Here is a 15,693-nt window from a genome sequence, read left to right as displayed (position 1 = left end):
TTACCGTTGTCGGAGGGCCGACCTAGGCTGCTTGACGATGACAACGGAATCTCGGGAAGCGCCTCAGGCGGCGGGTGTGCACTCGCTGTGGCGGCTGCGTGGCTACCTGCGGCCCTACGTGTGGTCGCTCTCGCTGATGCTGGTCGCCTCGCTGGGCGGCGTGGCGCTGGCCATCGGCATCCCGCTGGTGACCCGGGCGATCATCGACGGGCCGATCACCGAGCGTGACCTCTCCGCCCTGTGGCCGTTGGCCGGTCTGGCGCTGCTGCTCGGGGTGACCGAGGCGTTCCTGGTCTGGATGCGTCGGTGGGTGCAGTCGGCCGCCGTGCTCGGCCTGGAGACCACGATGCGCCGCGACCTCTACGCCCGGTTGCAGGAGCTGCCGATGGCCTTCCACGGCCACTGGCAGTCCGGTCAGCTTCTCTCGCGCGCGACGACCGACCTGTCGGCGATCCGGCGCTTCAGCGGCTTCGGCCTGCTGTTCCTGCTCATCAACGTCGTGCAGCTGACGGCGACGACCGTGGTGCTGCTGCACATGTACTGGCCGCTCGGCCTGGTCGTCGCGGCCGCCTCCGCACCGATCGTGTGGCTCTCGATGCGCTTCGAGAAGCGCTACGTCGTGATCTCCCGGCGGGTGCAGGACGAGCAGGGCGACCTCGCGACGTACGCCGAGGAGGGTGCCGTCGGCATCCGGGTCATCAAGTCCTTCGGCCGCAGCGAGCACGTCTCGGCCGGCTACGAGCGAGCCGCCGACCGGCTGCACGCCACGAGCATGGAGAAGGTCCGGCTCTCCGCCCGCTTCTGGACCTTCCTCGAGGTCATCCCCAACGTCGCGGTCGTGATCGTGCTGGCCCTCGGCGCGTACGGCGTGGGCCGAGGCTCGCTGACGCCCGGTGAGCTGGTCGCGTTCATCACCCTGCTGCTGAGCCTGGTGTGGCCGGTCTCCTCGCTCGGCGTCATCCTCGCGATGGCCCAGGAGGCGATGACCGCGTCCGCGCGCATCCTGGAGATCTTCGACACCGAGCCGTCCATCGTGGGCGGTGAGCGTCGCATCGACGCCCCGCGCGGGCACGTGCGCTTCGAGGCCGTCGACTTCGCCTTCCCCGACACCCCCGACACCTCGGTGCTGGCCGGGCTCGACCTTGACATCGCGCCGGGGGAGACCGTGGCCCTGGTCGGGGCGACCGGGTCGGGCAAGACCGTGCTGACCGCCCTGGTGCCGCGGCTGTGGGACGTCACCGGTGGCCGGGTCACCCTCGACGGGGTCGACGTCCGGGAGCTGGACCTGGAGCACCTGCGCTCGCTGGTCGCCACCGCCTTCGAGGACCCGACGCTGTTCTCGATGAGCGCCCGGGAGAACCTCACGCTGGGACGCTCGGACGCGACCGACGAGGAGATCGACGAGGCGCTGCAGATCGCCCAGGCGCAGTTCGTCCACGACCTGCCGTGGGGCCTCGACACCCGCATCGGCGAGCAGGGCATGGCGCTCTCCGGCGGCCAGCGGCAGCGGCTCGCCCTGGCGCGCGCGGTGCTCACCCGCCCCACGGTGCTCGTGCTCGACGACACCCTCTCCGCCCTCGACGTGCACACCGAGAAGCTCGTGGAGGAGGCGCTGCGCCGGGTGCTGGCCGACACCACCGGCATCGTCGTGGCCCACCGTGCCTCCACGGTGCTGCTCGCCGACAAGGTGGCGCTGCTCCAGGGCGGGCGGATCACCCACGTCGGCCAGCACAGCGAGCTCCTCGCGACCGCCGAGCGACTGACGGCCGGCCGGCTCGGCGGGGGCTCCCGGCGCCTCCTGCGCGAGCTGCTGTCGCCGTACTCCGGGGCGCTGAAGCTGCTCGTGCTCGTCGTGCTGGTCGAGAACGTCGCCCGGCTCTCCATCCCCTACCTCGTCAAGGTCGGCATCGACTCCGGCATCCCGCCGATCCGCACCGACGACGACCTCACCCCGCTGGCCACCGTGGTGGCGCTCGTGCTCGGCGCGACGCTGACCCAGGCGGTCGCGCGCAACCGGTTCCTGGTGATGCAGGGGCGCATCGGCCAGGACGTCCTGCACGCGCTGCGCCGCCGGGTCTTCCGACACTTCCAGGCCCTTGACCCGCAGTTCCACGACACCTACACCTCCGGCCGGGTCATCTCGCGCCAGACCTCCGACGTCGACGCGATCTACGAGATGCTCGAGACCGGCTTCGACGGCCTGGTCACCGCCGCGCTGACGCTGGTCGGCACCGCTGGCATCCTGCTCTTCCTCGACGTCGAGCTCGGTCTCGTGGCGCTGCTGTGCTTCCCGTTCCTGGTGCTGCTGACCAACTGGTTCCGCAAGGCCTCGGCCGCCTCCTACCGCGTCACCCGCGAGAAGGTCGCGCTGGTGATCGTCCACTTCGTGGAGTCCATGGGCGGCATCCGCGCCGTCCAGGCCTTCCGTCGCGAGCGTCGCAACCAGGAGATCTTCGACGACGTCAACGACCAGTACCGCCGGGCCAACCTGGTGGCCTTCCGGCTGGTCGCGTGGTTCATGCCGGGCATCCGGCTCATCGGCAACGTCACCATCGCCTCGGTCCTCCTCTACGGCGGCTACCTCGCCTACAACGGCGACGTCACCGTCGGCGTGCTGGCGGCCTTCCTGCTCTACCTGCGGCAGTTCTTCGAGCCGATGATGGAGATCAGCCAGTTCTACAACACCTTCCAGTCCGCCTCGGCGGCCCTGGAGAAGCTCGCCGGCGTGCTCGAGCAGGAGCCCGGGGTGCCCGAGCCGACCGACCCGACGCCGCTGGGGCGAGCCGCGGGGGAGGTGCGCTTCGACCACGTGGAGTTCGCCTACGTCGAGGGGCGCCCCGTCCTGCCCGACCTCGACCTGGTCGTGCCCGCCGGGCAGACCCTCGCCCTGGTCGGCACGACCGGTGCGGGGAAGACGACCATCGCCAAGCTGGCGACCCGCTTCTACGACCCCACCGCCGGTCGGGTGCTGCTCGACGGCATCGACCTGCGCGAGCTCGCCGGCGACTCGCTGCGCGACAACGTGGTGATGGTGACCCAGGAGAACTACCTCTTCTCCGGCACGGTCGCCGACAACATCCGCTTCGGTCGTCCCGAGGCCTCCCTGGACGAGGTGGTCGCGGCGGCCCGGGCGCTGGGGGCGCACGAGTTCATCGAGGCGATGCCGCAGGGCTACGACACCGAGGTGACCAACTCCGGTGGTCGGCTCTCGGCCGGCCAGCGTCAGCTGGTGGCGTTCGCCCGGGCGTTCCTCGCCGACCCCGCCGTGCTGATCCTCGACGAGGCGACGTCCTCGCTCGACATCCCCTCGGAGCGGCTGGTGCAGCAGGCGCTGCGCACGGTGCTGGCCGGCCGGACGGCCGTGATCATCGCCCACCGGCTCTCGACGGTGGAGATCGCCGACCGGGTGCTCGTCCTCGAGCACGGCCGGATCGTCGAGGACGGCAGCCCCGCCGAGCTGGTGGCCGGGGGAGAGGGCCGCTTCGCGGGTCTCCACCAGGCCTGGGCGGACTCGTTGGCCTGAGTGGTCGAGGTGGGCCTCGGGGCGGCCGGGGGCTGAGGCGGGGCACGGAACGGCCCCCGCGCCCCCTCCGTCGGAACCAGCCCCTCGCTCGTCCCTCACGAGGGGGCGGCCAGGCCCATCCTTCGTGGGAACCAGCCCTCTCGCTCGTCCCTCACGAGTGGGCGGCCAGGCCCATCCACCCTCCTCCGGCCGCCCCGCGCCCCGCGGACCCGCGTCCGCACCCGGCGGCTAGGGTCGGCGCCATGAGCGAGCTGCACCTCCTCGACGCTGCCGAGACCGCCCGCCGCACGAGTGCGGGGGAGGTGAGCGCGGTCGAGGTCGCGCGGGCCTCCCTGGAGCGGATCGCCGCCCTCGACCCGGGGCTCAACGCGATGTCGCGGGTGCTCGCCACCGAGGCGCTGGCCGAGGCCGAGAGCCGGGACGCCGCGCTGGCGGCGGGCGAGCCGTGCGGTCCGCTGCACGGCGTACCCGTCGTCATCAAGGAGGAGGTCGACGTCGCCGGGACGGTGACGACCTTCGGCGGCGAGGGCAACAGCACCCCGGCGGCCGCCGACGCCGAGGTGGTGCGCCGCCTGCGGGCGGCCGGTGCGGTGGTCGTGGGGAAGACGACGATGCCGGAGTTCGGGGCGTGGCCCTACACCGAGGGCACCTCGCGCGGCATCACGCGCAACCCGTGGGACCCCTCGCGCACCCCGGGCGGCTCCAGCGGCGGCACCGCCGTCGCGGTGGCCACCGGCATGGTGCCGGTCGGCCTCGGTGGTGACGGGGGCGGCTCGATCCGCATCCCCAGCGCGATGTGCGGTCTCTTCGGCCTCAAGCCGCAGCGCGGCCGCGTGACGACCGCCCCGCACCCGCACCTGTGGTGGGCGCTGGGCACGGCCGGCCCGTTGACCCGCACCGTGCTGGACAGCGCGATCTTCTACGACGCCATCCGCGGGAACGTGCCCACCGACCTCTACTCCGCCGGCGAGACGGGCTCGTTCACCGAGGCCGCCCGCACCGCTCCGGGACGCCTCCGGATCGGCTGGTCCACCAAGCCGGTCACGCTCGGCGTACGCCCCGACCCAGCCCACGTGCGGGCGGTGCAGGACACCGCGCGCCTGCTCGGCGAGCTGGGCCACGACGTGCGCGAGGTGGACCCCCGATACCCGGACCCGACGCTGGCGTTCGTGCCGCAGTTCTTCGCCGGCATCCGTGACGAGGCCGCGATGGTCGAGCATCCCGAGCGGCTGGAGCGGCGCACCCGTGAGACCCGACGCCTCGGGGCCTGGGTGACGCCCCGCGTGCGCGACTGGGCGCTGCGCCAGAGCGAGGAGATCTCGCGGGCGGCCAACCGGGTCTTCGACGACGTGGACGTGCTGCTGACCCCGACCGTGGCGCACCGTCCGCCGCAGGTGGGCGTCATCGACGGTCGCGGAACGGTCGGCTCGACGCTCAAGGCGATGCCCGCCATCGCCTACTGCGCGATCTGGAACGTCGCCGGCAACCCCGCCGCCAACGTCCCCGCCGGGCTCGGTGAGGACGGCCTGCCGCTCGGCGTCCAGCTCGTCGGGCGCCAGCACGACGAGACCACGCTGCTCAGCCTCTCCGCCCAGCTCGAGGCCGCGCGCCCCTGGTCCTTCCCGCGCCTCTGACCGACTCCGGCGAGAGGCCCCTAGGGTGAGGCCGTGACTGCGATCAGGGTGAGGGACCTGACCAAGGTGTACGGAGAGGTGCGCGCCGTCGACGGCGTGGACCTTGACGTGGCCGACGGGGAGTTCGTGGGCGTGCTCGGCCCCAACGGGGCGGGCAAGACCACGCTGCTGGAGGTCGTGGAGGGCCTGCGCCGCCCCGACTCCGGGACCGTGGAGGTGCTGGGCGAGCAGGTGTGGCCGCGCAACGCGGCGGTGCTCCCGCGCATCGGCGTGCAGCTGCAGGCCTCCGCGTTCTTCGAGCGGCTCACCGCTCGCGAGCAGATCCGCACGTTCGCGGCCCTGTACGACGTCAGCCCGGCGCGCGCCGACGACTGGCTCGAGCGGGTCGGGCTCGCGGAGAAGGCCTCGGCGCGGGTCGAGGACCTCTCCGGCGGCCAGGCCCAGCGGCTCTCCATCGCCTGCGCGCTGGTGCACGACCCCGAGCTGGTCTTCCTCGACGAGCCGACCGCCTCCCTGGACCCGCAGGCCCGCCGCAACCTCTGGGACCTGCTGGCGGGCATCAACGAGGCCGGCCGCACCGTCGTGCTGACCACCCACTACATGGACGAGGCGGAGGTCCTCTGCGACCGGGTCGCGGTGATGGACTCCGGCCGGGTGCTGCAGGTCGGGTCGCCGGCCGAGTTGGTGCGCCACCTCGACGCCCCCGCCCGCATCATCGTGGCCCCCGGCCAGCTCGACGAGGCAGGGGCCCGGGGCATCGCCGGCACCGAGTCGGTCGAGGTGGGGCCCGACGGCACGGTGCTCACCACCCGGCACCCCGCCGACGTGGTGGCCCGGCTCGGGGAGCTCGGCGCCCTCGACGGGGTGCGGGTGCAGACCGGGACCCTCGAGGACGTCTTCCTCGCGCTCACCGGACGGAGCTACCGAGCATGAGGGCCTTCTCCGCCATCGCCGCGGCGATCGTGCGCGGCTTCGTCCGCGACCGGGCCTCGCTGTTCTTCGCGGTCGTCTTCCCGCTGATGTTCCTGGTCTTCTTCGGTGGCGTGCTGTCCGACCGCGGGCAGCCGGCCGCCGAGCTGGTGCAGGTCGGCGACCTCGCGCTGGTCGAGGCACTGTCCCCGGAGGCCCGCGACGCGTTCGACGCGGCCTTCGACGTACGCCGGGTCGACGACCTCGACACCGCCCTGGAGCAGGTGCGCAGCGGTGACGCCGACGTCGCGCTGCGCCAGGACGGCGGCACCCTGGTGGCGCACTACACGCAGACCGACCAGGTGCAGGCTGCCGTCACGCAGGCGACCCTCAGGGCCCTCGTGGACGGCACCAACGTTGCGCTGCTCGCGCAGGAGGCCGGCTCGGCGGTGCCGTTCGCGCTCGACGTGGAGCGGGTGGAGGACGAGTCGCTGACCGTGATCCAGTTCGTGACGCCCGGCCTGCTGGGCTGGGCGATCGCGACCAGTGCGGCGATCGGCGCGGCCGCGACCCTGCAGGGGTGGCGGCAGACCAAGCTGATGCGGCGCCTCCAGCTGGCGCCGGTGCGCACGCGCACCATCGTGTCCGCGCGCGTCGTGGTCACGCTCGGCATCGCGCTGGTGCAGACCGCGATCTTCCTCGGGGTCGGCATGGCGTTCTTCGGGTTGTCGCTCACCGGCTCCTGGTGGATGGCCGTGCCGCTGGTCCTGGTCGGGACGCTGTGCTTCATGGCCCTCGGCCTGCTCGCCGGCGCGCTCACCACCACGGCGGAGGCGGCGGTCAACGCCGCCAACTTCATGGTGCTGCCGATGGCGTTCCTCAGCGGTTCCTTCTTTTCCCTCGACGGGGCGCCGCGGTGGTTGCAGACCATCTCGGACCTGATGCCGCTCAAGCACCTCAACGATGGCATGCTCGACGTCATGGTCCGGGGAGAGGGCCCGGCCGCCGCCCTGCCGGTGCTTGGGATCCTCGCGGCGTTCGCACTCGTGGTCACGCTGGTCGCGGCCAAGCTCTTCCGCTGGGAGAGCGTCTAGGCCCCGGTCCGCCGCTCCTCGCCGGCTGCGGTGTGACCGGCCGGGCACCCTGTTGGGTGACCTGTCCTGGGATGCGTCTGCCTACGTTCGTTGCAGACGTGCAGCCGTAGCGACCAGAGAGCGAGCCCACGATGAGCCCACTCGCGCACGGCGCGGCGGCATCGACCGACGTGGTCGGCGCCCAGGGGGATACCCCGCAGGACGCCGCTCCACACCCCTCCGACCTGGTCGTGCTCCTCGACGAGGAGGGTCGACCGACCGGCACGGCCCCCCGCACCCGGGTCCACACCCGTGAGACCCCGCTCCACCTCGCCTTCTCGCTGTACGTCGTCGACACGGACGGTCGGCTGCTGCTGACCCGCCGCGCGACCGGCAAGACCGCCTGGCCCGGGGTCTGGACCAACTCCTGCTGCGGGCACCCCAGGCCGGGGGAGCCGGTGCAGGCCGCCGTGCGCCGGCGCACCGCCGAGGAGCTCGGGCTCGAGGTCGGCGGGCTCGACGTCGTGCTCCCCGACTTCCGCTACCGCGCCGTCGACGCCTCGGGTGTCGTGGAGAACGAGATCTGCCCGGTCCACCTCACCGTCGTCCCGGTCGGCACCGAGCCCCGGCCCGACCCCGCAGAGGTCGCCGAGCACGCCTGGCTGGACTGGTCCGACGTACGCCGCACCGCGGAGGCGTGTGCGCGCGCGGCGCGGGCCGGTGCCAGGGCCGAGGAGCCGACCGCACCCACCACCCCTCACGCCGCGCAGGCCGGCGCCGAGGCGCTCGCCGCGGTCGAGGAGCTGCTCCGGCTGCGCCTGGACCGCCTGGCGGGGGAGTGGCGCCGCGGGCCCGGGCCCGAGCCGCTGGTCGGTGACGCCGACCCGGTGCTCGGCGAGCAGGGCCTGCCCGGCATCCTCGCCGAGCTCGTGCTCGGCGCCGGCAAGCGTTTCCGCCCGCTCATGTGCCACTGGGGCTGGCTGGCCGCCGGCGGCACGGAGTCCGGCGCCGACCCGACGGTGCCCGTGCGCATCGGGGCGGCCCTGGAGCTGCTGCACGCCTTCGGCCTCGCCCAGGACGACGTGATGGACGGTTCGACCACGCGCCGCGGCCGTCCCGCCACCCACGTGTCCGCCAGCGACTGCCATCGCGCTGCCGGTGGTCGCGACGACGCGCTGCGCTACGGCGCGTCCGTGGCCGTGCTCGTCGGCGACCTGGCCCACATGGAGGCCGACGCGATCGTCGCCGAGCTCGCCCAGCCGGTGCGGCACCTGTGGTGGCGCACCAGCGTCGAGCTCGTGCGCGGGCAGGTCCTCGACCTGTCGGAGGCGGCCGCGGGTGGCGGCGCGAACGCCGAGGCCCGCGCCTGGGCCGTGGCCCGGGCCAAGTCCGGCGGCTACACCATCCAGCGCCCGCTCGAGCTCGGTGCGGTCGCGGCCGGCGCCGGGTCCGAGGTGCTGGACGCCCTGGGGGAGTACGGCGCGCACCTGGGCGAGGCCTTCGCCCTGCGCGACGACCTGCTCGGCGTCTGGGGCGACCCCGAGCTCACCGGCAAGCCCGCCCACGACGACCTGCGCGCGGGCAAGGCCACCGTGCTGCTCGCGTGGGCGGAGCAGGAGGCGACCGGCCGCGCCGCGGACCTGGTCGCCCGCATCAGGAACCAGCAGCACGAGGACGGCGACGTCGAGGAGGCAGCACAGATCATGGAGAGCACCGGGGTCCGCGAGCGGGCCGAGGAGCAGGTACGCCGCAGCCACGCGAGCGCCCTTGCAGCACTCGAGGAGCCCGCGCTGCACCCCGCCGGGGTCGCGGGCCTGCGCCAGGTCGCCGACAGCGTGTGCTGGAGGACCCGATGAGCCGCGTGGTGGTGATCGGGGCCGGCCTGGCCGGTCTCGCGACGGCCTGCCACCTCAGCCGCTCGGGCCACGAGGTCGTCGTGGTCGAGGCCGAGCACGCCCCGGGCGGGCGCGCCGGTCGGATCGACCGCGACGGCTACACCTTCGACACCGGCCCGACCGTGCTCACCATGCGCGGGCTGCTCGACGACGTGGTCTCCGCCGCCGGTGGCGACCTCGACGCCCTGCTCCCCATGCGGATGCTCGACCCGGCGTACCGGGCGAAGTTCGCCGACGGCTCCGAGATCCTCGTGCGCCACGGCCACGAGGCGATGCGCGAGGAGATCCGCACCGTCTGCGGGCCCGCCGACGCGGCCGCCTTCGACGACTTCAGCGCGTGGCTGAAGAAGCTCTACGACGTCGAGATGCCGCACTTCATCGACGCCAACTTCGACAGCCCGCTCGACCTCGTCTCCTCGCCGGCCGCCGCCGCGAGACTGCTGGGCCTCGGTGGCTTCGGCCGGCTCGGGCCCAACGTCCGGCGCCGCTTCGCCGACGACCGGCTGCGCCGGCTCTTCACCTTCCAGGCGATGTACGCCGGGCTGCCGCCGTCCTCGGCGCTGGCCCTCTACGCGGTCATCACCTACATGGACTGCATCGAGGGCGTCTGGTTCCCCGACGGCGGCATGTCGGCGGTCCCGCACGCCCTGGCCAAGGCGGCCACGGACGCCGGTGTCGAGCTGCGCCTGGGCCAGCGGGTCACCGAGGTGCTGCGCCGCGCCGACGGCGCCGTCGCCGGCATCGTCATCGAGGGCGACTCCGAGGGCGGTGAGCGGCTGGCCGCCGACGCCGTCGTATGCACGCTCGACCTGCCGGTGGCCTACCGGCGCCTGCTCCCCGACCTCGCGCCGCCGCGGGTCGTGAAGAAGGGCAAGTACTCGCCCTCGGCCGTCGTGTGGCACGTCGGCGTCCGCGGCGGGCTCCCCGAGGGGACCCGGCACCACAACATCCACTTCGCCGACGCCTGGGACTCCTCCTTCGACGCCCTGATCAAGCAGGGCCGGATGATGCCGGACCCCTCGCGCCTGGTCACGGTCCCGACGATGAGCGACCCTTCGCTCGCCCCCGACGGCTCGCACGTCCTCTACGTCCTCGAGCCCGCCCCCAACCTCGACGGCGTCGTGGACTGGAAGACCCAGCGCGGCCGCACCCGTGAGGAGCTGGAGCGCTTCCTGGAGCGCGAGGGCTACCCGACCGACATCGTCGCCGAGGAGCTCGTGGACCCCGTCGACTGGGAGGCCCAGGGCATGGAGCGCGGCACGCCGTTCGCGCTGGCCCACACCTTCGCCCAGACCGGCCCGTTCCGGCCGTCCAACGTCGAGAAGCGCGTGCCCGGCTTCTTCTTCGCCGGCTCCGGCACGACCCCCGGCGTCGGCGTCCCGATGGTGCTGGTCTCCGGCAAGCTGGCCGCCCAGCGGGTCACCGACTACCTCCCGGCAGCCCCCGCCTGGAAGCCGCGCGCGGCGCGCCGTACCGAGGTGGCCTGAGGTGTCAGCGGTCGCGACGTCCGTGGTGGAGCCGGACCTCGTCGAGGGCTACCGCCGGTGCGCGGAGCTCACCCGGCGGCACGGCACGACGTACTACTGGGGCGCGGCGATCCTGCCCAAGGAGCGCCGCCGGCACGTCCACGCGGTCTACGCGCTGTGCCGCCTCGCCGACGACATCGTCGACGCCCCGGGAGCCACCGACCCGGGGCAGGTCGCCGCGACCGAGCAGGCGCTGGCCGACTTCCAGGCCGCGTTCATGCGCGCCGTGCAGGAGGGCACCAGCCCCGACCCGGTGCTGGCCGCCGTCGCCCGCACCGTCCGGGAGACCCGGATCGACCCGGAGTGCTTCGAGCGGTTCTTCGGGGCGATGGCCCAGGACCTCACCACCACGACGTACGACACCTGGGAGGACCTGCTCGGCTACATGGAGGGCTCGGCCGCGGTCATCGGGGAGATGATGCTGCCCGTCCTCGAGCCGAGCTCGGCCTCGGCCAAGGAGCCGGCACGCGCGCTCGGCAACGCCTTCCAGCTGACCAACTTCCTGCGGGACGTCGCCGAGGACCTCGACCGCGGCCGGGTCTACATCCCGCAGGAGGACCTCGAGCGCTTCGGCGCCGACCCCGCCCGACGCCGGGCCGACGCTTCGTGGCGCGCCCTGATGGCCTTCGAGGTCGAGCGCAACCGCGGGCTGTACGCCGAGGCCGATCGCGGCCTGGCTCTGCTCCCGGACGCCTCGCGCCGCTGCGTCGGCACCGCCCGCCGTCTGTACGCCGGCATCCTGGACCGGATCGAGGACGCCGGCTACGACGTCTTCGGAGAGCGGGTCGTCGTCCCCACCTGGCGCAAGGCCGCCCTCGCCGGCGCGGCCCTCGGCGTCACCGCGGCCGGTGCACTGCGCACCTCGCCGTCCACCGCTGGTCGAGGTGCGAGCGGAGCAAGACACGAGACCCCGCCGCGCATCCCGAGCGCCCTGAAGCCGATGCCGCGGCGCGACCAGCTCGAGCCGTCGTGGCAGCACGCGAAGCCGGCCCGCATCCGGGCCGCCCTCGACGTGGCCCTCGCCCGCGACCCCGGCGGGTGGTACACCGTCGGGCCGTCCACCGCGCTCGGCACGACCAGCATCACCCGCTCCGTCGCGGGCCGCGAGGTCGTGCTCTGGCGCACGAGCACCGGGGTCGCAGCCGGTCCCGGCTCCTGCCCCCACCTGGGCGCGTTGCTCACCGACTGCGAGGTGTTCGGCGACAAGCTGCACTGCCGCTGGCACGGTCTCGCGCTGGCCCCCGAGGGGCAGCCCGGCTGGCCGGCGTACGCCGCCCACGACGACGGCGTGCTGCTCTGGGTCCGCGTCCCCACCCCCGGCGAGACGCCCTCCGACCTGCCGCGGATCACCGCCCGCCCGCCGCTGGCCCGCTCCGTGGCGGCGGTCGTGGAACTGCCCGGCACCTGCGAGCCGCGGGACATCATCGCCAACCGGCTCGACCCCTGGCACGGCTCGTGGTTCCACCCCTACGCCTTCAGCCACCTCGAGGTCGACGAGTCCGCCAGCGACGACGAGGTCCTGACCGTCGACGTGACGTTCCGGCTGAGCCGGCGCTGGGGCGTGCCGGTGCGGGCCGAGTTCGCCTGCCCCGACGCCCGCACGATCGTCATGACGATCACCGAGGGCGAGGGCGCCGGCAGCGTCGTGGAGACGCACGCGACCCCGATCGGGCCGGGCCCCGACGGCAAGCCGCGCACGATGATGGTCGAGGCCACCATCGCCCACTCCGACCGCCCAAGGTTCAGGGCCGCCCGCGCCGTCTCCAGCCTGCTCCAGCCGGCGATGCGCCACACCGCGCGTCGCCTGTGGGTCGACGACATGGTCTACGCCGAGCGTCCCTGGCTGCTCCGCGCGCGCGGGGAGTCCTACGGGATCTGAGCCTGGGCTCAGCCGCGCGAGAGGGTACGACGCAGGGCGCCCGCGCCCGGGACCCGACCGCGCAGCGGCGGGCTCCAGGTGCCGTGGCCGGCGACGTCCCAGCGGGCGAGGAGCGTGTCCGCGGCCTGGAACCCTGTGGTGGCGGCGCGCTCCATGAGCGCGACGGGCAGCTCGCACCGGGTGCCGTCGCCGGCCAGGACGACCCGTGGGTCCGGCGTACGCACCCCGGGGCGGGTGGCCCACGGGTCGGTGCCGACCAGGGGGCAGTCCTCGCGCACGAGCAGCTCCTCGCCGAGGACCCGGGCGCCGTCGAGCCCGGGGTGCACCCGCAGCAGCTCGCGCCAGAGCACCTGGCGCAGGGCCGCCTTGTCGACGGCGAGGTCAGCGGGCAGGGCGTAGGCGTGCAGCTCGACGACCGACCCCCCGTGGCGGACGGCCCAGTCGCGCGCGCCGTCCTCGAGCATCTCCAGGAAGGAGATGTTGTCGAGGGGCCCGAAGCCGCTGGTGCCGAGGAACGGCGCGGCGTCGCGCGGGGCGGGACGGTCCAGCCACAGCCGCCACACGCCGAACGGCGGGGCGTGGCCCAGCCCGGCCAGGCGATCGCGCCAGGCCGGGTCGGAGGCGCCGAGCCAGGGGGCGCCCTCGACCAGTCGTTGCAGCGGGCGCCGGTCGGTCGCCACGACGACCGCGTCGACCTGGAGGCTGCGGTCGTCGGTGACGACCACGACACCCTCGCCGTGCTCCTCCAGAGCGCGCACGGGGGAGTCCAGGGTCACCGAGGCGCCGAGCCGCTCCAGGTGCGCGGCCAGCGGCGACCACAGGGCGGTGTCGAAGTCGTCGGCGGCGACGTCGAAGAGCAGCCCCTCGGCCGAGCCGAGGAAGTAGGTGTGGAACATCGCGACCAGCTCCCCGCCGGAGAACTCCCGGGGGTCGGCGAAGAAGCTGCGCGCGAAGACCTCCAGCGCCAGGTGCCGGGCGCGGTCGGGGAAGCGCAGCCGGTCCAGCACGTCGGCGGCGCTGCGCCCGTCGAGGGCGGAGAACGTCTCGGGGAAGGCGACGTCGAGCAGGCCGAGCGCCTCGGCCACGTCCACGCGGGCCAGGTCGCGCGCCGTGAACGAGGGGGAGCGGAGCACGAAGCCCATCACGCTCCACGGCGGTGTGCGTGGGATGTGGGTGAAGGAGTCGCGCATGCCCTCGGCCGCGAGCAACGGGTAGTCCCTCACGGCCCGCAGCGCGGTCAGCGACGGGTCGGCGCGGCGCAGCAGCGCGCGCAGGTTGTAGTACTGCCGGAAGAAGGCGTGGAAGCCGCGGCTCATCGCCACCGACGAGCCGTCGACCTCGACCTGCCACGACGCCACGCGGCCGCCGAGGCGGGAGGTGGACTCCAGCAGCTCGACCCGCACGCCGCGCTCGGCCAAGGCGGTCGCGGCCGCGAGGCCGGCGATCCCGCCACCGACGACGGCGACGCGGTGCCGCCCGCCGTCCTCGCGCAGGCCGGCCGGAGGAGCGGGCTGGTGCTCGGCGCGCCGGTCGCGCCCCGGGCGCCAGGCGCCGCGCGGGAGCCGGCCGCCGGCGGCGTACGGCGTGGTAAGGGCGGGGAGGAAGGAGCTCATCGGGGCTTCCTTGCGCGCCACGTGTGCACCTGGCCGCGCTGCCAGCCCGTGGCGGAGCGGTGCTCGACGTCGGTGAACCCGACCGCACGCAGCCGCCCGGCCAGGCCCTGGACGCCGTCGAAGTCCAGGACGCTGCGCCACAGGTAGCGGTAGATCGGGCTGCCGGGAGCGGTCACGAACCCCAGCGGGATCACGACCAGCCAGCAGGTCAGGTGCCAGGCCCAGGTGGCGATCCTGCTCTCCCGGACGCTGTAGTCGTGCACGACCAGCGCGCCGCCGTCGGTCAGCACGTCGAGCACCTCGCCGAGGAGGCGGTCGCGGGAGCTCACGTTGCGCACGAGGTACGCCGCCAGCACGCCGTCCACGGGACCCAGCTCGGCCCCGGTCAGCCGCTCGGCGTCGGCCTGGCGGAAGTCGGCTCGGGCCAGCGCGGTCTTGCCGCGGGCCTGATCGAGCATCCCGGCAGACCCGTCGATCCCGACGACCTCGGCGTCCACGCCGGCCTCGTCGAGCGCGCGCACGAGCGCGGCGGTCGAGGCCCCGGACCCGCAGCCGAGGTCGACGACCCTGGGGCGCCGGCCCGGCGTGGCGGGCAGGGCCTCCACAAGCGCACGGGCGGAGGAGCGCAGCTGCGCGTGGTAGCCCGGGCTGAGCGCGACCATGAGGTCGTAGCTGCGCGCCACCCGGTCGAAGGCGGAGGGGACGGTGCCCCCGGCGAGCTCGGTCATGCGCGCTGCTCCTGTCGTCGTCCGCTGTCGCCGGCGCCGTCGCCGGTGCCCGAGCGCCGCTCCTCGCGCCGCCCGGCGTGCACCCACAGCACCATGGCGAGGGTCACCATGCCGAAACCGAAGGCGAAGTCCTCCACCGGGATGTCCCAGGGGGCGCGGACGCCGGTCATGTCGGCCTCGTTGTAGAGCACCAGCGGGTCCGACAGCTTGGTCAGCCAGCCGTCGACGGGGACCTGGAAGCCCATGACGATGGCCATCGCCAGCCAGTAGCGCCAGGTGCGCAGGATGCCGGTGCGCAGCCACAGCAGCTCGATCGCGAGCACGACGACGACCGAGACGAGCGCGGTCAGCGTGTAGATCCCCATCAGGCCACCTTCTCCTCGGTGCTCGCCGACGGAGCGGGGCGGGGCCCGCCGCCGTGCGGCAGGTCACGGAGGACCCGGCCGAGCGGCTCCCCGGCGCGCAGTCGCCCGAGCGCGGTCAGCACGTTGCCGACGGCCTCCAGCGTCAGCAGGCCGCAGATCGGCACGACGATGAAGAAGACCAGCTCCTCCAGCGGCATCTCGAAGGGCAGCAGGATGCCGGTCAGCTTCTCCTCGGAGTAGGACCACGAGCCCGCGGCGATCATCGCGATGTCCCAGATGCTGTAGGCCAGCACGAGCGGCGCCATCGCGACCAGCAGCCGCCGCGGCCGCCGCCAGACGCGTGCCCCGAGGAGCAGCTCCAGGGGCAGCGTGATCAGCAGGCACAGGCCCATGACGACGAGGTACTCCCCGCGTTCCATCTCCACTCCTCGTCCACCGGTCCACAGGGACCCACTCCGACACTCTGCGGACAAGCGTCCCCGAGCGGACAACACCCCTGGCTCACCCGGAGTGGGCTGGCGGTCACGCCGCCGACCGGGTGGGCGCGA

General features: G+C 73.9%; 11 protein-coding genes. 7 read left to right on the top strand and 4 right to left on the bottom strand.

Features of this window, described 5'->3' with window-relative positions:
- Positions 1-136 precede the first annotated feature (136 nt).
- From A6R01_RS17345 to A6R01_RS17315, 7 genes are all read left to right on the top strand, one after another.
- On the top strand, positions 137-3,523 hold the full coding sequence (locus A6R01_RS17345) for an ABC transporter ATP-binding protein (protein WP_366925127.1): 3,387 nt from the start codon (positions 137-139) through the stop codon (positions 3,521-3,523).
- Between the two features lie 242 nt (positions 3,524-3,765).
- Complete coding sequence (locus A6R01_RS17340; RefSeq protein ID WP_292608608.1) at positions 3,766-5,157, top strand: amidase; 1,392 nt, start codon at positions 3,766-3,768, stop codon at positions 5,155-5,157.
- Positions 5,158-5,190: 33 nt separating this feature from the next.
- Positions 5,191-6,090, top strand: coding sequence for an ABC transporter ATP-binding protein (locus A6R01_RS17335; protein WP_292608606.1), 900 nt, complete (start codon positions 5,191-5,193; stop codon positions 6,088-6,090).
- Positions 6,087-7,160, top strand: a complete 1,074-nt coding sequence (locus A6R01_RS17330) for an ABC transporter permease (protein ID WP_292608602.1) — start codon at positions 6,087-6,089, stop codon at positions 7,158-7,160. The genes A6R01_RS17335 and A6R01_RS17330 overlap by 4 nt, the downstream gene beginning before the upstream one ends.
- Positions 7,161-7,291: 131 nt before the next feature.
- Entirely contained in the window at positions 7,292-8,995 is a 1,704-nt protein-coding gene (idi, locus tag A6R01_RS17325) for an isopentenyl-diphosphate Delta-isomerase (protein ID WP_292608600.1), read from the top strand.
- The gene (gene crtI / locus A6R01_RS17320; protein WP_292608597.1) at positions 8,992-10,521 is read left to right on the top strand and encodes an NAD(P)/FAD-dependent oxidoreductase; all 1,530 of its coding nucleotides are present in this window, start codon (positions 8,992-8,994) and stop codon (positions 10,519-10,521) included. The genes idi and crtI overlap by 4 nt, the downstream gene beginning before the upstream one ends.
- A 1-nt stretch (position 10,522) precedes the next feature.
- Positions 10,523-12,439, top strand: a complete 1,917-nt coding sequence (locus A6R01_RS17315; RefSeq protein WP_292608593.1) for a DUF5914 domain-containing protein — start codon at positions 10,523-10,525, stop codon at positions 12,437-12,439.
- An 8-nt stretch (positions 12,440-12,447) separates the two neighbouring features.
- Here the strand turns inward: A6R01_RS17315 and A6R01_RS17310 are convergent, their stop codons facing one another.
- From A6R01_RS17310 to A6R01_RS17295, 4 genes are read right to left on the bottom strand one after another with little or no spacing between them, the layout of a single operon-like run.
- The gene (locus A6R01_RS17310) at positions 12,448-14,052 is read right to left on the bottom strand and encodes an FAD-dependent oxidoreductase (RefSeq protein WP_292608591.1); all 1,605 of its coding nucleotides are present in this window, start codon (positions 14,050-14,052) and stop codon (positions 12,448-12,450) included.
- Positions 14,049-14,780: a class I SAM-dependent methyltransferase gene (locus A6R01_RS17305; RefSeq protein WP_292608587.1), complete on the bottom strand. Its 732-nt coding sequence runs from the start codon at positions 14,778-14,780 to the stop codon at positions 14,049-14,051. The genes A6R01_RS17310 and A6R01_RS17305 overlap by 4 nt, the downstream gene beginning before the upstream one ends.
- Positions 14,777-15,145: a lycopene cyclase domain-containing protein gene (locus A6R01_RS17300; protein ID WP_292608584.1), complete on the bottom strand. Its 369-nt coding sequence runs from the start codon at positions 15,143-15,145 to the stop codon at positions 14,777-14,779. Before A6R01_RS17300 ends, A6R01_RS17305 begins: the two co-directional genes overlap by 4 nt.
- Positions 15,145-15,564: a lycopene cyclase domain-containing protein gene (locus tag A6R01_RS17295; protein WP_292608582.1), complete on the bottom strand. Its 420-nt coding sequence runs from the start codon at positions 15,562-15,564 to the stop codon at positions 15,145-15,147. The genes A6R01_RS17300 and A6R01_RS17295 overlap by 1 nt, the downstream gene beginning before the upstream one ends.
- Positions 15,565-15,693 lie beyond the last annotated feature (129 nt).

The organism is Nocardioides sp. REDSEA-S30_B4, assembly GCF_001627265.1.
In the GTDB taxonomy this organism is placed as follows: Bacteria; Actinomycetota; Actinomycetes; order Propionibacteriales; family Nocardioidaceae; genus Nocardioides.
This window is presented reverse-complemented; position numbering and strand designations above follow the sequence as displayed.

Excerpts from the sequence above, each read along its gene's own strand:
- A6R01_RS17345 (WP_366925127.1), top strand. The coding sequence starts at position 137 with ATGCTGGTCGCCTCGCTGGGCGGCGTGGCGCTGGCCATCGGCATCCCG.
- crtI (WP_292608597.1), top strand. The coding sequence starts at position 8,992 with ATGAGCCGCGTGGTGGTGATCGGGGCCGGCCTGGCCGGTCTCGCGACG.
- A6R01_RS17340 (WP_292608608.1), top strand. The coding sequence starts at position 3,766 with ATGAGCGAGCTGCACCTCCTCGACGCTGCCGAGACCGCCCGCCGCACG.
- A6R01_RS17330 (WP_292608602.1), top strand. The coding sequence starts at position 6,087 with ATGAGGGCCTTCTCCGCCATCGCCGCGGCGATCGTGCGCGGCTTCGTC.
- A6R01_RS17305 (WP_292608587.1), bottom strand. The coding sequence starts at position 14,780 with ATGACCGAGCTCGCCGGGGGCACCGTCCCCTCCGCCTTCGACCGGGTG.
- A6R01_RS17300 (WP_292608584.1), bottom strand. The coding sequence starts at position 15,145 with ATGGGGATCTACACGCTGACCGCGCTCGTCTCGGTCGTCGTCGTGCTC.
- A6R01_RS17310 (WP_292608591.1), bottom strand. The coding sequence starts at position 14,052 with ATGAGCTCCTTCCTCCCCGCCCTTACCACGCCGTACGCCGCCGGCGGC.
- idi (WP_292608600.1), top strand. The coding sequence starts at position 7,292 with ATGAGCCCACTCGCGCACGGCGCGGCGGCATCGACCGACGTGGTCGGC.
- A6R01_RS17295 (WP_292608582.1), bottom strand. The coding sequence starts at position 15,564 with ATGGAACGCGGGGAGTACCTCGTCGTCATGGGCCTGTGCCTGCTGATC.